Below are 15750 nucleotides of genomic sequence, written 5' to 3' on the forward strand. Positions count from 1 at the left end.
TTCAGCGCGACATCGTTTCTCTACGTCGAATCCGGCGCGAGCACTTGGTTGTCCAGCGTCTCGCCGTCAGCGAGACGCTGGACGTTTTCCGCGACGATGTCGGCAAGACGCTCCCAGTGGCGCGGCGTGTGTCCGCCGATGTGAGGCGTGATGAGACAGTTTTCGAGGTTCCAGAGTGGATGGTCTTCCGGCAGTGGTTCGGGGTCGGTCACGTCCAGCGCCGCCCCGCGAATCGCGTTCGACCGGAGTGCGGAAACGAGCGCGTCAGTATCGACGATGGGACCGCGCGCGGTGTTGACGAGGACGGCGTTCGTGGGGAGCGTTGCGAACTCCGATTCCCCGACGAGGCCGCGCGTTGTCGCCGTAAGCGGGCAGGCGATGACGACGTAGTCGCTCCGCGAGAAGGCGTCGTGGATGGCGTCCTCCTCGAAGCCGAGAACTTCGTCCGTCGGGCCGCCCTTCTCCGGCGAGTACCGAACACCGATTGTTTCGACCTCGAAGCCCTGTAGGCGTTGCACGACTGCTTTTCCGATGGAACCAAGCCCGACGACCGTAACGGTGCCGTCGGTGAGTTCTCCCGACTGAAAATGCCGCCACTCGGCGCGCTGCTTGCGCCGCCAGCCTTCGTGGAGGCGGCGCGCGAAGACGAGCATGTTGCCGATGGCTTGCTCGGCGATTCCGGGCGCGTGGATTCCGCCAGCGTTCGTCACGGCGATGCCGCGTTCCGCGAAGGCGTCCATCGGAACGTGGTCGGTTCCGGCGAAGGTGCACGCGAACAGTTCGAGTTGCTCGGCGCGGGCGAGGAGGGTTTCGTCAACTGTGATGCCGGTGACGACCCGCGCGTCGGCGACGAGTTCGCGTTCCTGTTTTGGTGTCCGGGCGAGCGCAACTGTTCGGTCGGGAAGACGTTCGCGCAACGCCTCGGCGTACGATTCCATCGAGAGTCCTTCCGTCCCCTCGCGGAGGACGGTTATATCCGGGTTTGTACTCATTCTTTCACCACCGCGTCAGCCGACGCGAATCGATAATCGATCCATTGTCACTGTCCACCTTAGCCCTTTGTGTAGTCGATGTCCACGAAAAGCGTTTACAATTAAGTGTGTTGAGAGTGTCACTGTCACACATGGCCGAATCGATACGAGAACGCCTCTCCGATGTTCGGCGCGAGTTCCACCGCTATCCGGAGCCTGCGTGGTGCGAGTTCCACACGACACACCGACTCGTCGAAGAACTACGCGCAATCGGCGTTGACGAACTCGCCGTCGGAACCGAAGTGTACGACAGCGACGACCGGATGGCTGTTCCCGAAGCGGACGAGATAGAACGGTGGTACGAAACGGCGCTCGAACGCGGTGCTGACTCCGACCTCCTCGACGAAATGGCGGGCGGAAATACGGGCGTCGTCGCCGTCCTCGATAGGGATTCCGGGCCGACGGTCGGAGTTCGGGTTGACATCGACGCCCTGTTCATCGAGGAATCGACCGCGGACGACCACGTACCTGCGGCGGAAGGGTTCCGATCTGAAGGCGACGGAACCATGCACGCTTGCGGACACGATACCCACATGACGTGGGGACTCGCCACCCTCGAAGCTATCAAGGAGAGCGACTTCGAGGGGAAACTCGTCGTCTTCTTCCAACCCGCCGAGGAGGTGTCGGGTGGCGGCCATCCGATAGCCGAAAGCCGGTTCGCGGACGACCTCGACTATCTCTTCGCCGTCCACGTCGGCCTCGACCACCCGACCGGCGAAGTCGTCGCTGGCATCGAGCGACCGCTCGCCATGTGCCACCTCGACGTGACGTTCGAGGGAACGTCGGCGCACGCGGGGAAAGCGCCCGAAGAGGGGGACAACGCGATGCAGGCGCTCGGCACCGCCATCCAGAACGCTTACGCCATTCCTCGCCATTCTGAGGGAATGACCCGTGTCAACCTCGGGAAGGCCGAAGCGGGCACCGCGAGCAACATCATCGCCGAACGGGCGCACATCGCGGCGGAGGCACGCGGGGAGACGACCGAACTGAAAGAGTACATGAAATCCCGCCTGACGAGGACGCTCGAATCCGCCGCCGAGATGCACGGTTGCGACGCGGACATCGACGTGGTGAGCGAATCGCCGCGCGCCGACAGCGACCCTGAACTCGTGGAGGTGGTTGCAGACGTGGCCCGCGGCGTCGATGGCGTGGATTCGGTCGTCCCGACCGCGGATTTCGGTGCTAGCGAGGACGTGACGTTTCTGATGGAACGGGTACAACAAGAAGGCGGTTTGGCGACGTATCTCATCGTCGGCACTGACCATCCGACGAGTCATCACACTCCGACGTTCGACGTGGACGAACGAAGTCTCGGTATCGGCGTCGAGGTGCTGACGAACTCGATACTCGCCGTCGCGGCGGACGAGCGATGAGTTCCGACGGGCCGAACGATGGAATTTCCGACGCCGACGGGATTCCGACCGCGGAGGAGGTCGTCACGCTCGCCGACGTGGAAACTGCACGGAACCGCCTCGAAGAGGTGGTTCACCGCACGCCCCTCGACGGTTCGACGACGTTCGCGGAGCGAAGCGGAGCAGCGTCGGTCGGACTCAAACTGGAGAACGTGCAGCGAACCGGGTCGTTCAAAATCCGCGGCGCGTACAACGCGATGGCCCAACTTTCGCCTGCGGAGTGCGAGCGCGGCGTCGTCGCGTCGAGCGCGGGCAATCACGCCCAAGGAGTCGCCCTCGCAGGGCGACTCCTCGACATCGAGACGACCATCGTCGTCCCCGAGGTAACCCCCTCCGCGAAGCGAGAAGCGACTCGCGGGTACGGCGCCGAGATCGTCGTCTCCGGCGACATCTACGAACGCTCCTACGAGCACGCCCTCGACCTCGCCGACGAGGACGGACTGACGTTCGTCCATCCGTTCAACGACGAGAGAATAATTGCCGGACAGGGAACCGTCGGCCTCGAACTGCTCGAACAGTTCCCCGAACTGGACACCGTCCTCGTCTCCATCGGCGGCGGCGGGTTGATTTCCGGCATCGCAACCGTACTCAAGGCCCACGACCCGGATTTCCGGGTCGTGGGCGTCCAGCCCGAGGGAGCGTTCCACGCTAAACCGTCGCTCGAACGCGGCGAAATCCACGAACTTTCCGACGTAAACACCGTCGCGGAGGGCATCGCCGACGCACGCTTATTGGAGAAAACCTTCGCCGTCGTCCGCGAGCGCGTGGACGACGTGGTCAGCGTCAGCGACCGTGAGATGAGCGTCGCCGTGACGCTCCTCGCCGAACGCGCCAAAACCGTCGCCGAGACTGCTGGCGCAGCGCCGCTCGCGGCGCTCCTCTCCGGCGCAGTGGACGTGGAGGATGAGAACGTCGCCGTCGTCGTCTCGGGCGGAAACGTGAATCTCGCGGAGCACGCCGAACTGACGCGCACTGGACGAATGGAACTCGGACGATACGCCGAGGCGCGCCTCGGCGTTGACGACTGGCCGACGGTTCTCGACACCCTCGGGGCGATATTCGACCGTCACGGCGCAGAACTCGACGTCTTGGAACGCGCTCGCCGCACCGCCGCGGACGACCCGAGTCGAACGCCCGTGATTGTCGGTATGGAGGGAAACGGGCCAGACCATCTTTCGGACATCCTGAATGCGTTGAACGAACGGGGCGAAATTTCGGTCGAAAACAGTACGCTCGATAGCTGAGGTCACTTTAGTGCTCACGCCGCCTCGATGGCGTCGTTCAGAATGCTGATACCGAGTTCGATTTCGCGCTCGGTCGAATCCAGCGGCGGGAGCAGGCGGATGGTTTTCTCGCCACATCCGAGGGTGAGCATCCCGCGTTTTAGTGCTTCCTTGACGACCGAATCGCGTCGCTCCGCCGTGTCAAACTCAACGGCGAGCATCAACCCTTTTCCGCGCACGTCGTCAACTTTTGAGGAGTCGCCGTCGCGAAGCAACTCTTTGGCCTGCCGACCGCGTTCGGTCGCGTTTTCGAGCAGGTCGTACTCTTCGATGGCTTCCAGCGTGAGCGCACCCTGCATCGACGACAGGAGGTCGCCGCCGCCGAACGTCGAGCCTAACCGATTCTTCTCCGAGGGGAAGACGTCCGAGCGCGAAATGGTCGCACCGACGCGGAGGGCTTTCGCGCTGGCGATAACGTCGGGTTCGATTGGGTAGTGGTCGGATGCCCACATTTTCCCGGTTCGACCGACGCCTGACTGGATTTCGTCCACGACCAGCGGAATGTCGTACGTCTCACAGACATCGCCTACTTCCGCCATGAACTCGGTGCTCGGGAACCGATAGCCGCCGACACCTTGTATCGGCTCTATGACCACAAACGCCACCTCGTCAGGGTTGACGTGGCCACCCTCGGGCTGGAGCACGTTCCGGAGCCGTGAGTCGTCTCCCGCGAAGAATCCGCAATCGCAGGTTTCGGCGGTGCAGTCGCGGTCGTCGCAGAACGGAACTGTGCGAACTCCGGCGATTTCGGGGTAGTGGCGCGTGTAGACTTCGTTCGAGCGAGTGAGGGAGAGGGTGCCGAGCGTCCGGCCGTGAAAGCTTCCATCGAACGCGAAGGCGTATTTGGCAGGGGGATTCCGGTCGTGGGTTATCTTCATCGCGTTTTCCATCGCCTCTGCGCCGGAGTTCGAGAGAAAGACGGTGTCCATCCCGTACTGGCTGGAGACGGAAACGAGCTTCTCGACGAGATGGCTCGACGCCGGAAAATCAGCGGTTTCCGGACTCTCTCCGGCACCGAAATACATGTCCTGTCCGGCGATTTTCATCGGTTCGACCAGCGAAAATTCGCGGAGTTTTCCGAGAATTTTCTCGTTGTTGTATCCGAGCGGTGCCGCACCGATATGACAGGTAAAATCGAGGAGGACGTTACCGTCCACGTCGGAGACGAACGGCCCGTCCGCTTCGCCCGTCACGTCCCAGACGAACTCGTGTGAAAACTCGCTCGGTGCCGCGTGTTCGTGGTGGAACTCGATCCACTGCTGTGCGTTCTTCCCCGGAAACGCGCCAACGTCGGGTTGTTCCGTATCCCTATCCATACACAAAGTTCGTATATCCCATTATTAAAAGTTGTTGTCGGTTCTGTGAGAGTAGCCGACCGCCGGTTTGTCCGGCGGTCGGTTTTCGTTGGCGGTCTGTCTTCGTTGGTTGTTGTCTGTCGTTGTCTCTCAGTCGTCGTCAGCAGTCGGCGGTTGTTTGGGGGAACTACCCGGTTGCTCCGCCTCGGACGAACCGATGAGTCTCGTCTGGTCTTGTAGCAACACGCGGCCGTACTCCGAACTGAACTCCCTGATGAGGCCGAGCATTGCGATAAAGCAGACGAATGCGAACGGCGCACCCGTGATGATGGCCGCCGACTGAAGCGCGCTGACGCCGCCGAGGGTCATGAGAATCGCGGCGGTCATTCCCAAAACGACCCCCCAGAAGATTCGATTGATGCTCGATGGGTGCGCTTTGCCGCCGGTGGTCATCATCGACACCGCGAGGGTAGAGGAGTCGGCCGACGTGATGAAGAAGGTGGTTACGAGAATCATGAACGCAATCATGAACATCGACCCCATCGGGAACGCCTCGAACAGGGCGAATCCGGCGACTGAGGCCCCGTTTTCGTTGACTGGCCCGAGGATTTCTGCGATGCCGTTGTGCTGTGCCCAGACTGCCGACCCACCGACGATGGTGAACCACGGAATCGTCGCCGCCGACGTTGCGACGATGCCGGTGAAGGCGACCTCGCGGACGGTTCGCCCGCGCGAGATGCGCGCGATGAACAGTCCCGCGAACGGCGACCACGAGAGCGCCCACGCCCAGTAGAACACCGTCCACGTGTTAGCCCACTCTGTTCCACCTTCGACGCCCGCCCCGGTGAACAGACTCATCGAGACGAAGTCGGTAATCATGCCGCCGACGGCTTGCGTTCCGAGCAACACGAGGAAAACCGACGGGCCGACGATGAACGTCATCAGCATGAGGACGACGAAGAGAATCATGTTGAAGTTCGAAAGCCGACGAATACCTCGGTTCACTCCGAGCACCATCGACAGCGTGAACAGCAGCGTCATCATCGTCACGACGAGGATGACGCCGGTCGTTCCCAAGTCGATTCCCCACTGATAGTCCAATCCGGTGATGAACTGACTGCCGATAAAGCCGAGTGACGTCGCCACGCCGCCGATGGTTGCGAAGACGGCGATGACGTCGATGAACTTCGCGGTGATGCCGTCTAAATTGTCCTTACCGAGAACCGGCGTGAGCGCCGACGAAACCCGGAGCGGGACGTTGTCGTAGTTGTAGGCGAAGTAGCCGATAGCGATTCCCATGATGGTGAAGACGGCCAATTGTGGGAGCGCCCAGTGGAAGAGCGTCTGTTGAACCGCGATGGTCATCGCCTCGGCGGAGCCACTCGAGACGTCGAACAGCGGCGACGGATTATCGTAGTAGAACAGCGCTTCAGTTGGGCCCCAGAAGACGACGCCAGCGGCGAACCCCGCCGAATATAGCATCGCAAAGAACGATAAGAAACTGTACTCCGGCGGGTCGTCGCCGAATTTGATGTTCCCCCACGGCCCGACGATGAGGAACAGGAGGAAGATAACGACGAGGAAGACGATGAGCAACAGCGCCCAGTTGAGATACTGGTTCATCACGCCGTTGGCGGCGTCGATGCCGTTCTGAACCGTGCTCGGACTGATGAAGTACAGAGCGATTATGCCGACCGTCAGACCGGCACCAAAGAGGAAAACAAACGGGTCGAGTTCCTCGCGGAAACGTCCGATTGCACCCGGTTCGTCGGCGTTGCTCACGCGAAATCACCTCCGTCGAATCTGTGACTTCGCACGGAATCGTCCATCGCCGAATACGTCGCGGCGGCGGAGTGGCATTTGAACCGAACCCCGAGGCGTTCTTCCGGCGGTACTCCCTTCCGTCCGAACCGTTCGCATCTGTGTATGCTATCGTTCATGGATTACCCCCATCCGCCATTGTTGTATGATGACGTTCCTCATGATAGTCGTGGAATATCGTGATAAAAGTTACGCTTATTGAATCCTATGAATACAGAATACGTTTACAAAATCAGGTTCGGAACGCTTTCTGTGTATACCGATAACAGTATATCTGTGTGTCACTTGTTGTCTGTGAGAACACGTTGACGAAAGTCATTAACTAACGTGATTTTGATATGATATGGTGGTGTTACAATTGACCGCAAACGGTCGCCGACCCCGATTCACATCAGTTCGTCACGGGAGGAGGGAGTAACAGAACCCGCGTGGCAGTTCGACCGAGAAAAAGCCGACTTCGGGACTTCGCAACCCTTAATCACGACTATACACAAAATTTGTGTATGAGTAATCATTCCGATGCTACCGAGTTCCCGAACGAACTCGCTTATTCCGCCGACAGGGACAGAGGTATTCTCACGCCGAGCGATAGGGAGTTCCTCATCGGACGGAAATCGGATTACACCGAACATTCGAAAAAGCAGAAACGGAACCGAATCCGCCGCCGCCTCCGCAACGCCATTCTCGACTGTACGATTCTCTTCGAACACCTCGAAGACCGCGACCGAGAAACCGTCTTCAATCCCGACGACGACGACAGAGACGCCTACACGCAGGGAATCACCGACATGCTCGCGTTTCTCCATCTCGGAACGATGGGCTACTACACGCCGTTCAAGGACATGCTCGGTCAGGGCGTTAACAAAGCAGAACAGGAGTTGGCGGGGTCGGACTACCGGATGGTGAACGTGGAGTTCAACGTCGACCCGGTCGGACAAATCGACGTAGACGAAGTCATCGACAAACTCGAATTTGGCGACTTCGAAGATATAACCGACGAGGAACTTCGCGCGTTCGTCCGCCTGCTCGCCGAGTCGGATGATTTCTCCGCGACGTCCATGCGCTCGGATATGAAAGAACAGATGACGGAGTTCATCGAGAAAGTCAACGCCGCGGCGGCACAACGCGACCAGCACGTAGAAGAGTTAAACGACTGATTTTCCGCCCTCAACCGAGGTACGCTATCGCGTCCATCTCGATACGAACATCTCCCGGCAGGCGAGCGACTTCGACGCAGACTCTCGCAGGTGGATTCTCCGAAAATCGTGCGCCGTAGGCTTCGTTGACCTCGTCGTAGTCGTCTAAGTCGGTCAAATAAACGGTTGCTTTGACCACGTCGGCAAGTCCGTCGCCGCCCGCCTCGCTGACGACGGCGGCGACGTTGTCTAGCACTTGGTCGGTCTGAGCTTGGATGTCGCCCGCAACGTCGTCGCCGGTTTCGGGGTCAACTGGGCCGTATCCGGACACGTACACCGTATCGCCAGCGTGGACGCCTTGTGAGTACGGATTGTCGTTGTGCGGTGCGTCGTCCGTTACGATTGGGTCGATGTCGTTCATGGTTCTGTTCTGTATGGTAAAAACGCGATTCAAGCGGTCTGCTGTTCGGCGGTCGTCTGCCGAATGGCCTCGACGATGATGTCCATCGCCGTCTCGGCCAACTCTTCGGTGATAACCAACGGCGGGAGGAGGCGGAGAACGTTACCGTGTCGCCCGGCTTTCCAGACGAGGACGCCGTGTTCGTAGCAGTACTGCTGGACGGCTTTGACGGTCGCTTTGTCCGGATTTCCGTTCGCATCCACGAACTCGGCACCGACGAACAGTCCCTTTCCTCGAACCTCGCCGATGCCATCCGTTTCCGCCGCGACGTTGCGCAGACGGTCGCGAATGGTCGTTCCGAGTTCCCGCGCGTGGGCGAGCAGGTCGTGGTCTTGAATGTACTCTATCGCCCGCGTTCCGGCGCGCATCGCCACGACGTGGCCGCGGTAGGTTCCGGCGTGGTCGCCCGACCCCCACGTATCGAAGTCCTCGTGATACATCGTCGCAGAGAGCGGGAAGCCGATACCACCAAGCGCTTTGGCCGTCGTCATCGCATCCGGGGTGACGTCGTACCACTCGCTCGCCCACCACTGCCCGGAGCGACCGAGGCCGCTCTGAATCTCGTCGAAGACGAGCAACACGTCGTTGTCGTCGGCGATTTCTCGCAACCCTGTGAGGAAGCCCTCGGGCGGCGCGATGACGCCGCCCTCGCCCTGAACCGGTTCGACGAAGATGCCCGCCGGGTTCGCCAGCCCACCGTATGGGTCTTCGAGAATCGCCCGCACCTCTTCGAGCGCGTGGTCAACCGCTTCTTCCGGCGTTTTGTCCTGCCCGAACGGGTGCGGATACGGCGCGTGGACGACGTCCGAGAGAAGCGGCGTGTAGTGACCCTTGAAGTCCTTGTTTCCGGTGAGACTCATCGCGCCGCTGGTCGCGCCGTGGTACGCGCCGCGGAAGGCGATAAGCCCGTCTCCGCCCGTGTTGTACTTGGCGAGTTTTATCGCCGCCTCGATGGCGTCGCTCCCGGTCGGGCCGCCGAAGACGACCCGATTGTTCCCTTGCAGTTCGCCGGGAGCTATCTCGTCGAGTTTTTCGATCAGTTCGAGACGCGCTTCGGTCGGAAAGTCAACGGTGTGAACGAACTTATCCGCCTGTTCGTGTACCGCGTCGAGGACGTAGGGATTCGAGTGCCCTACGTTCAACACACCGATACCAGCGAACATGTCGATGTACGTGTTTCCGTCGGCGTCACGAACCGTCGCACCGTTCCCCGATTCGAACGCGATTGGAATGTCTTCGGGATAGGCAACCGCGCTGCTATCGATTTCGCGTTGCTTGTCCAGCAACTCCCGCGTGTTCGGTCCGGGAACGGTATCGACGCTCGGCGCATCCTCGTAGTGTAGTTGGTCGATTGGTGGACCAGCCGTCATATGCCATACCATGTGAAACGATTATATATAGGTTGTCCACGAATTTTATGGAAAATATATACAGATTCTGTGTCCGTTTTGCGCCTCCTTGACCGACTGTCCAGTTAGCGAGGCGTGAGTCCGACGCCATCGGCCAACAGTTCGTGAGACTGAAGTCCGTCGTCGTGGTCGGCGACGACGTGTTGAATCATTACCTCGTCAACGCCGACACGGTCGGAAAGTTGCTCTAACAGACCGGCGAGCGTCTCCGGACTTCCGGAAATCGCTCGCGGCCATTCGTCGGAATCGAGCGTCGCAGGGGTTCGCTCGGGGACGCCACCGAGTTCGTCGATAGACTCCTCGATTGATGGTGTGGCTCCGACGACGCCACGTCGCATCTGCTTGTACGACGCTTCAGCCACCGCTCGAAGCCGCGCCGCTTTTTCGTCGGTTTCGGCACAAACCGCGTTCACCGCAATCATCCCTTTCGGGTTCTCGATGCTTCCGGCCAGCCGAGACGGTTGGAACTGCTCACGATACACTTCGAATGCGCGGGTGGCGAACTGCGGTCGAATGAACGCCGCGAAGCAGTACCGCAGGCCGAGTTTCCCCGCGAGAGCCGCGCTCGACGGACTCGACCCGAGAACCCACGGAACTGGTGCATCTTCGCCCGAACGTGGAATTTCCAAATTGCTGTAGTCGTGCTCGTCGGGGTAGTCGTCGTAGAGGTGATTGACGACGGCCTCGATTTTCTCGGCGTGGTCTTCGTCCGGGTTCTGGACGTGGCGCTCGGTTCCGAGGGCACGGTCGGCGGCCGGAGAACCGTTCGCCCGACCGAGGCCTGCGTCGATACGCCCGGGTGCGAGCGCATCCAGCGCGCCGAACGATTCCGCGACTTTGAACGGACTGTAATGGTTGAGCAACACCGCCCCCGACCCGAGTCGAATGGAATCGGTTTCGGCGGCGAGATGGCCGAGCAGCACCTCGGGCGTCGTCCCCGCAAGGGTGCTCGCCATCCCGTGATGTTCGGCAACCCAGAACCGGGAGTAGCCGAGTCGTTCCGCTTGTTGTGCGGTCGCAACCGTATTCCCATAGGCATCAGTCGCAGTGCCATCGTCGGGAACCGGCGAGAGGTCAACGACGGAGAGATTCATACCCGGTTTCGGAGATTGCAAAGGATAACGGTTTGGCTAGCAGCAGTTTCTCGCTTGTAAATTCTGCCCGAAATTTCAGCCGTGACGTAGCGTTGCTGGAGTCTGATAAACTGTATGTGGATATAATAATGCCAAATTCTTTTGTCAGTGGCTAGCATACCTGTGACGATGCTCGCACACATTTACCAGTACCAACACGAACAGGTCGAAGAGGGAAATCGAACGGCAGGGGAGTCACAGACCGAAGATTCGGTGACAAAGATGCAGAGGAATACTTCGGCAAGAGCATGAGCGAGTTCGACGCCAACGTCTGGGAAACGGTTGAACACGAAGGCGACCCGATTCAGCGCCGAGCCATCACTATCGACGAAATCGTCGCCATCTCCGTTCCCGAGGAACCGGCCGACGATGACGACCCCGACCTCCCCGGCCAGACGATTCAAGTTCGGACAGGCGGCGACGAGACGTTTATTCCACAGGCAGAAATCGTCGAAGTGCAGGACACCAGTCCGGGGGAAATCTAGCATCCTTCCCCTCCCAATCGAGTTAAAATCGTTCCGGCCTCTTCCGTCGATTACGCAGTTGTTCGCCAGTCGAGAACTCGTTCCCGAACCGCGAACAGACACGGAAGGAGGATTACGCACGCGACGAAAGCGTAGACGATACTCAATCCGGTCACGATGCCAAAGCGCTGGAGCGGCGGCGACAGCGCGAGTGCGAGGACGCCGAAACCGCAGGCCGTCGTGGCGGCGCTTCCCAACAGCGCCCCGCCGGTTCCGGTGACCGCCGCGGAGAGCGCGCTTTCGAGTGACTCCCGGCGACTGCGTTCGTCCACGAATCGCTCGCTGAGGTGGATGCTGTAATCGACCCCGAGTCCAATAGCGAGGCTGGTGATGACCGCCGTTTCGCTGTTGAATGCGATATCGAATACGGCCATCGTGCCGAGCAACCACGCGAGGGCGACCACCACTGGAGCGAGCGTCACGACGCCCAGACCGGGTGCGCGATGTCGCCACCAGTACAGCGCGACGAGGAAGACGAGAATCACGACCAGCGTGACGGCGAACCCTTGGATGAGCGTTTCGAGCAGCGCGTCTTGCAGTCCGGCGGAGATTACCGGGCCGCCCGTTGCAATCGCCGTAACTGGCGCGTTGCCCTCTATCGTGGAAGCGAACGCTTGCACGTCCTCGTTTATCGACTGCGACGACGCGTCGGCCTGCACGCCGACGAGCAGCCGTGCCGACTGATACTGTTCGTCTTCACCGCGTGCGAGCACCGACGAGGCACGTTCCGAATCCGCGTCGAACAGCAGGTCGTACACCGCAACGACGTCCCTGTCCGGCAGGCCGTCATCGTCGGTATCCCGCTCCGCAACCGCGTTCGCAACCGTTTCGTTCTGTCTGGCTACCGTGCGAATGAGCGAAACCGGACTTTCGACCGCCGCGGTTCCGTCTGAGCGGCGGACGATAGTGCTCTCTTCGTCCGGACTGTTGGTTGTCTGCTCAATCGCGTCGAGCGTGGCTGGCGAAGTCACGTTCTCACGTAACAGGATTTGGGCTTCCGATCCTTCTCCCTGCTGCCGGAAGTTGTCGCTGAGATATGCGAGATTGTTCCGAACGTCGTAGCTGTCCGGCGCAAACGGGCCGGGCAGCGATTTCGCCCACTCCGGCGCGTCTTCGGGAAGGAAGTCGGCTTGGTTGAACTCCGTGTCGATGGTCGTCGCGCCGTAGCCTCCGGCCACGGCGGCGACGAGCGCGACGGCGATAATCGCCACCGGCGCGCGCTGTGCGAGCGTCACGGTTCCGGAAAGCAAGTAGTTTATCGGCCCCGAACCGCCACCGACCGCCGGTTTCCGCCGGTCGCGTCCGAACCGCTGGAACAGTCGTTCGACTTCCAGTTTCATCGCCGGAACGAGCGCGATGAAAACGAGGAACGTGGCCACGATTCCGGCGGCGCTCAGGACGGCGAAATCCCGTATCGCGCGGAGCGGACTCACGTAGTTCGAGAGGAATCCGATACCGGTGGAAAACGTCGCCGCAGCAAGCGCGAGCGCGACACCGACGACGGCGAGGCGCATCGCGGTTGTCTGGTCGCGGACGCCGGTAGATTTTCCGTCCGTGTCGAGTGACCCGTTGCGGGCCTCCCGATAGCGCATGACGACGTGAAGCGAGTAGTCGATGCTCAGCCCGATGAGCAAGAATGGAACCGCAATCAGCAGTTGACTCGACGGAACTTCGAGCCAGCCCTGTACGCCCGCGAGCCACGCCATGACGATGGCGATGCCGACGACGCTGACCAGCACGTCCGCAACGTCTCGATAGGCGATTCCGAGAACCCCGAGGACGAGGATGAGCGCGACGGGCGTGATGATGGTGAAACTGTCGCCGACCGCCCGCGAGGAGGCGTCGTCGGTGATTCCCTGTCCGAAAACGAAGGCGCCGTCGAATCGCTGGTCGACCAGCGATTCGATTGCCAACTGCGCGTTGTACGCGTCCGCCGGGTCTTCGCCGGAACCGCTTTCGTCGGCTTGGAAGACGAAAGTGATTCGCGCGTCCGCGCTGGTCGTACCGGGTTCGTAATCCGACGGAAGGAACTCGTAGGGGTCGCCACCCGGAACGGTCGCGTCTGGGTCGAGCACACGCTGGAGGAGGCTTTCTACTTCTTCGTCCGACCGCGATTCGAGCGCCTCGATCTGTACGTCGATTGGCGGGAACTGACCGCTTTCGCCCGCTTCGGCGGCACTGCCGTTCCCTCGCTGATTCCGTCTATCCTCGACGGATGCGGCGGTCGCAACCACGTTTTCGATGCCGACCATTCCACCCGTTTCCTGAAGCGTCGAGTTTATGGACTCGTTTTCGCGGATTTCCTGCTGAAGACGTAAACTGTTCAGCAGTGATTCGCGGGTGAGAACGTCCCCGTCTTCCTCTCGCACGACGATCTGTGTTACGATTGCATCGTCGGTGTCGTAGGTCGATTCGATTTCCTGAAGCGCGTCACGCTCCGGCGAATCGGTTTCGAACTGGCCGATTTCTCCGTCTTCGCTCTCACCGACGATTGCTCCTGCTCCGACGAGAGCCGTGATCACGAGAAATGCGAGAATGACGAATCGACTGTTCGACGCGACGAACGACGCGTATCGCTCCACGATTCCCTTCGACATTCGTCAGCGTTCCCTCGTGCCGTCTTGCATCTTCGTGCCGGTTTGGTGACTATCCGAAAACTGACCCCAAAACGTCACAGTTCGTTCGTGAGTAAAAAATCCGGCTGGAATCATCTAGCGGATACTGCACAGAGTACGGCGAAATAGATTCGGATTTGTGAAAACTGTACCTGCAAAATACGAACACCTCGACGGAGTTCGTGGCGAACCGATTACTCCAGCGCGTCCAGCGCGGCCTTCGTGTCGAGGTGCCCCTCGCCGTGGTAGGTCGGGTCGCGGGGCGTGGCCGTTTCTATCAGGTGTTCGCGGACTTCCCGCGGCGACATGTCGGGTTTGAGACTGCGGATCAGCGCCGCGACGCCGGACACTGCCGGGGCCGCCATGCTGGTTCCCGCTTTCCACGAGTAGGTCGGGGAGAACGAATCGTCGAACGTCGTGCTAAGCACGAGGTCGTACTTCGCCGCGTCGATTTTGTCGAGTGCTTCGAGGTCGGCGTCTCCGCCGGGCGCGCTGATGTCAACCGCACTCTCGCCGTAGTTCGTGTAGAACGCTGGCGACCACGTTTCGTCTTGGACGTGGTTCAGTGCGGCGTGATAGTTGCGCTTTTTCTGCGCGTTTCCGTTGCCGGGGCCGCCCCACCGGTAGCCGATCGGACCGGTCGCGCTGATGCTCATGTAGTTATCGACCTCGTTCGGGAGGCTGATGACGTCGCCGTCGGTGTCGAGGTTCGTACTATCGTTGCCTGCGGCGGCAACCATGAGCGTTCCCTGACTGTTTGCGTAGTTGGCGGCGCGGGTGTAGCCCTCGATTCTGACCTCTGCGGCCTCGGTTCCCTTCGGCACGGGATACGCGCCGAGGCTGAGGTTCGCAACGTCCGCTTCAACGTCACCCGCGTAGACGATGGCCGCGAGGATGTCCCCGAGGTTTGCGTACGGCCCGGAGAAGACGCGTAGACCGAGCAGTTCCGCGCCCGGTGCGGTACCGACGACGCCTTGTCCGTTGTCGTCCGTCGCGGCGACGATGCCCGCACAGTGGGTTCCGTGGTCGCTGTCAACCGGTGCGAAGGTGCCGCCGTCCGAGGTAAAGTTCCGCGAGAGGTCTTCGTTGAGCGACTGAAGGTCGGGATGTCCCGGTAGGATACCGGAGTCGATGATTGCGACGCTCGTTCCCTCACCGCGCGTTTTCGCGTGCACCGCCGGAACGTCCTGTACCTGCTTGTCCCACTGGAGGTCGTACAACGGGTCGTTCGTCTTCTTCTTACCTTTCCCGAGGTTTTCCGGCGGGCCACCTGCCTTGCTGTCGCGCTCGACTGGCGGGCCGCTGTCGCCAGCTTTCGAACTTAGTTCCAGTTTTAAGTCGGGTTCGGCTCTGACGCCAGCCAAATCGCTCTCCGAGCCGCGAACGACTGCGATGTCGATTTGGTCGAGTTCGTGAACGACTTCGACGCCCGAAAGCGCACCGGGGGATGCATCCCGCGTGTCAACGATATACCGTTCGGTCGAATCGACTGCGGAAACCCGTCGTGTTCCGATTATCGTGCTTGCCAATGCCGCCCCACCTGCTGCAAGGAAAGATCGCCTGCTGTGTTTTCCCATATCATTCTAGCAGTGGTTTGTAACTATATATTTTTGGATAACGGTAATACAACA

At 60.5% G+C, this 15750-nt stretch carries 13 protein-coding genes; 4 read left to right on the forward strand and 9 right to left on the reverse strand.

Annotation, left to right across the window (positions count from 1 at the left end; translation table 11 throughout):
- Positions 1-20: 20 nt before the first annotated feature.
- Positions 21-992 carry a D-2-hydroxyacid dehydrogenase gene (locus tag HL45_RS16515; protein WP_049972293.1) on the reverse strand — a complete coding sequence of 324 codons (972 nt, stop codon included), beginning with the start codon at positions 990-992 and terminating at the stop codon, positions 21-23.
- 131 nt (positions 993-1123) lie between these two features.
- On the opposite strand from HL45_RS16515, the gene HL45_RS16520 reads away from it, so the two are divergent.
- Positions 1124-2404, forward strand: a complete 1281-nt coding sequence (locus HL45_RS16520) for an amidohydrolase (RefSeq protein WP_049972294.1) — start codon at positions 1124-1126, stop codon at positions 2402-2404.
- The gene (ilvA, locus tag HL45_RS16525; protein ID WP_049972295.1) at positions 2401-3687 is read left to right on the forward strand and encodes a threonine ammonia-lyase; all 1287 of its coding nucleotides are present in this window, start codon (positions 2401-2403) and stop codon (positions 3685-3687) included. Before HL45_RS16520 ends, ilvA begins: the two co-directional genes overlap by 4 nt.
- Positions 3688-3701: 14 nt before the next feature.
- On the opposite strand, the gene HL45_RS16530 is transcribed toward ilvA, so the two are convergent.
- The 3 genes from HL45_RS16530 to HL45_RS20910 all read right to left on the reverse strand — a co-directional run bounded on the left by HL45_RS16530 (position 3702) and on the right by HL45_RS20910 (position 6961).
- On the reverse strand, positions 3702-5042 hold the full coding sequence (locus tag HL45_RS16530; protein ID WP_049972296.1) for an aminotransferase class III-fold pyridoxal phosphate-dependent enzyme: 1341 nt from the start codon (positions 5040-5042) through the stop codon (positions 3702-3704).
- A 129-nt stretch (positions 5043-5171) separates the two neighbouring features.
- The gene (locus HL45_RS16535) at positions 5172-6803 is read right to left on the reverse strand and encodes a BCCT family transporter (protein WP_049972297.1); all 1632 of its coding nucleotides are present in this window, start codon (positions 6801-6803) and stop codon (positions 5172-5174) included.
- Positions 6800-6961: a hypothetical protein gene (locus tag HL45_RS20910; protein ID WP_158413709.1), complete on the reverse strand. Its 162-nt coding sequence runs from the start codon at positions 6959-6961 to the stop codon at positions 6800-6802. The genes HL45_RS16535 and HL45_RS20910 overlap by 4 nt, the downstream gene beginning before the upstream one ends.
- Before the next feature lie 384 nt (positions 6962-7345).
- Between HL45_RS20910 and HL45_RS16540 the strand changes: the two genes are divergently transcribed.
- Complete coding sequence (locus HL45_RS16540) at positions 7346-7999, forward strand: hypothetical protein (RefSeq protein ID WP_049972298.1); 654 nt, start codon at positions 7346-7348, stop codon at positions 7997-7999.
- Positions 8000-8009: 10 nt separating this feature from the next.
- On the opposite strand, the gene HL45_RS16545 is transcribed toward HL45_RS16540, so the two are convergent.
- From HL45_RS16545 to HL45_RS16555, 3 genes are all read right to left on the reverse strand, one after another.
- Positions 8010-8399 (reverse strand): Rid family detoxifying hydrolase, encoded by a 390-nt coding sequence (locus tag HL45_RS16545; protein WP_049972299.1) that lies wholly within the window; start codon positions 8397-8399, stop codon positions 8010-8012.
- A gap of 29 nt (positions 8400-8428) precedes the next feature.
- Complete coding sequence (locus HL45_RS16550) at positions 8429-9808, reverse strand: aspartate aminotransferase family protein (RefSeq protein WP_049972300.1); 1380 nt, start codon at positions 9806-9808, stop codon at positions 8429-8431.
- Between the two features lie 104 nt (positions 9809-9912).
- A complete protein-coding gene (locus HL45_RS16555; protein WP_049972301.1) occupies positions 9913-10941 on the reverse strand; it encodes an LLM class flavin-dependent oxidoreductase in 1029 nt (342 codons plus the stop codon).
- A gap of 287 nt (positions 10942-11228) precedes the next feature.
- Between HL45_RS16555 and HL45_RS16560 the strand changes: the two genes are divergently transcribed.
- Positions 11229-11465: a hypothetical protein gene (locus tag HL45_RS16560; protein WP_233274828.1), complete on the forward strand. Its 237-nt coding sequence runs from the start codon at positions 11229-11231 to the stop codon at positions 11463-11465.
- A 50-nt stretch (positions 11466-11515) separates the two neighbouring features.
- Here the strand turns inward: HL45_RS16560 and HL45_RS16565 are convergent, their stop codons facing one another.
- Positions 11516-14101, reverse strand: a complete 2586-nt coding sequence (locus tag HL45_RS16565; RefSeq protein ID WP_049972302.1) for an efflux RND transporter permease subunit — start codon at positions 14099-14101, stop codon at positions 11516-11518.
- Between the two features lie 212 nt (positions 14102-14313).
- On the reverse strand, positions 14314-15696 hold the full coding sequence (locus tag HL45_RS16570) for a S8 family peptidase (RefSeq protein ID WP_049972303.1): 1383 nt from the start codon (positions 15694-15696) through the stop codon (positions 14314-14316).
- Between the last annotated feature and the right edge of the window lie 54 nt (positions 15697-15750).

Origin of the sequence: Haladaptatus cibarius D43 (assembly GCF_000710615.1) — an archaeon.
GTDB lineage: Archaea > Halobacteriota > Halobacteria > Halobacteriales > Haladaptataceae > Haladaptatus > Haladaptatus cibarius.

What these genes read in the sequence shown, in the direction of transcription:
- HL45_RS16515 (WP_049972293.1), bottom strand. Translation starts at nt 992, where the DNA reads ATGAGTACAAACCCGGATATAACCGTCCTCCGCGAGGGGACGGAAGGA.
- HL45_RS16520 (WP_049972294.1), top strand. Translation starts at nt 1,124, where the DNA reads ATGGCCGAATCGATACGAGAACGCCTCTCCGATGTTCGGCGCGAGTTC.
- ilvA (WP_049972295.1), top strand. Translation starts at nt 2,401, where the DNA reads ATGAGTTCCGACGGGCCGAACGATGGAATTTCCGACGCCGACGGGATT.
- HL45_RS16530 (WP_049972296.1), bottom strand. Translation starts at nt 5,042, where the DNA reads ATGGATAGGGATACGGAACAACCCGACGTTGGCGCGTTTCCGGGGAAG.
- HL45_RS20910 (WP_158413709.1), bottom strand. Translation starts at nt 6,961, where the DNA reads ATGAACGATAGCATACACAGATGCGAACGGTTCGGACGGAAGGGAGTA.
- HL45_RS16540 (WP_049972298.1), top strand. Translation starts at nt 7,346, where the DNA reads ATGAGTAATCATTCCGATGCTACCGAGTTCCCGAACGAACTCGCTTAT.
- HL45_RS16545 (WP_049972299.1), bottom strand. Translation starts at nt 8,399, where the DNA reads ATGAACGACATCGACCCAATCGTAACGGACGACGCACCGCACAACGAC.
- HL45_RS16550 (WP_049972300.1), bottom strand. Translation starts at nt 9,808, where the DNA reads ATGACGGCTGGTCCACCAATCGACCAACTACACTACGAGGATGCGCCG.
- HL45_RS16555 (WP_049972301.1), bottom strand. Translation starts at nt 10,941, where the DNA reads ATGAATCTCTCCGTCGTTGACCTCTCGCCGGTTCCCGACGATGGCACT.
- HL45_RS16560 (WP_233274828.1), top strand. Translation starts at nt 11,229, where the DNA reads ATGAGCGAGTTCGACGCCAACGTCTGGGAAACGGTTGAACACGAAGGC.
- HL45_RS16565 (WP_049972302.1), bottom strand. Translation starts at nt 14,101, where the DNA reads ATGTCGAAGGGAATCGTGGAGCGATACGCGTCGTTCGTCGCGTCGAAC.
- HL45_RS16570 (WP_049972303.1), bottom strand. Translation starts at nt 15,696, where the DNA reads ATGGGAAAACACAGCAGGCGATCTTTCCTTGCAGCAGGTGGGGCGGCA.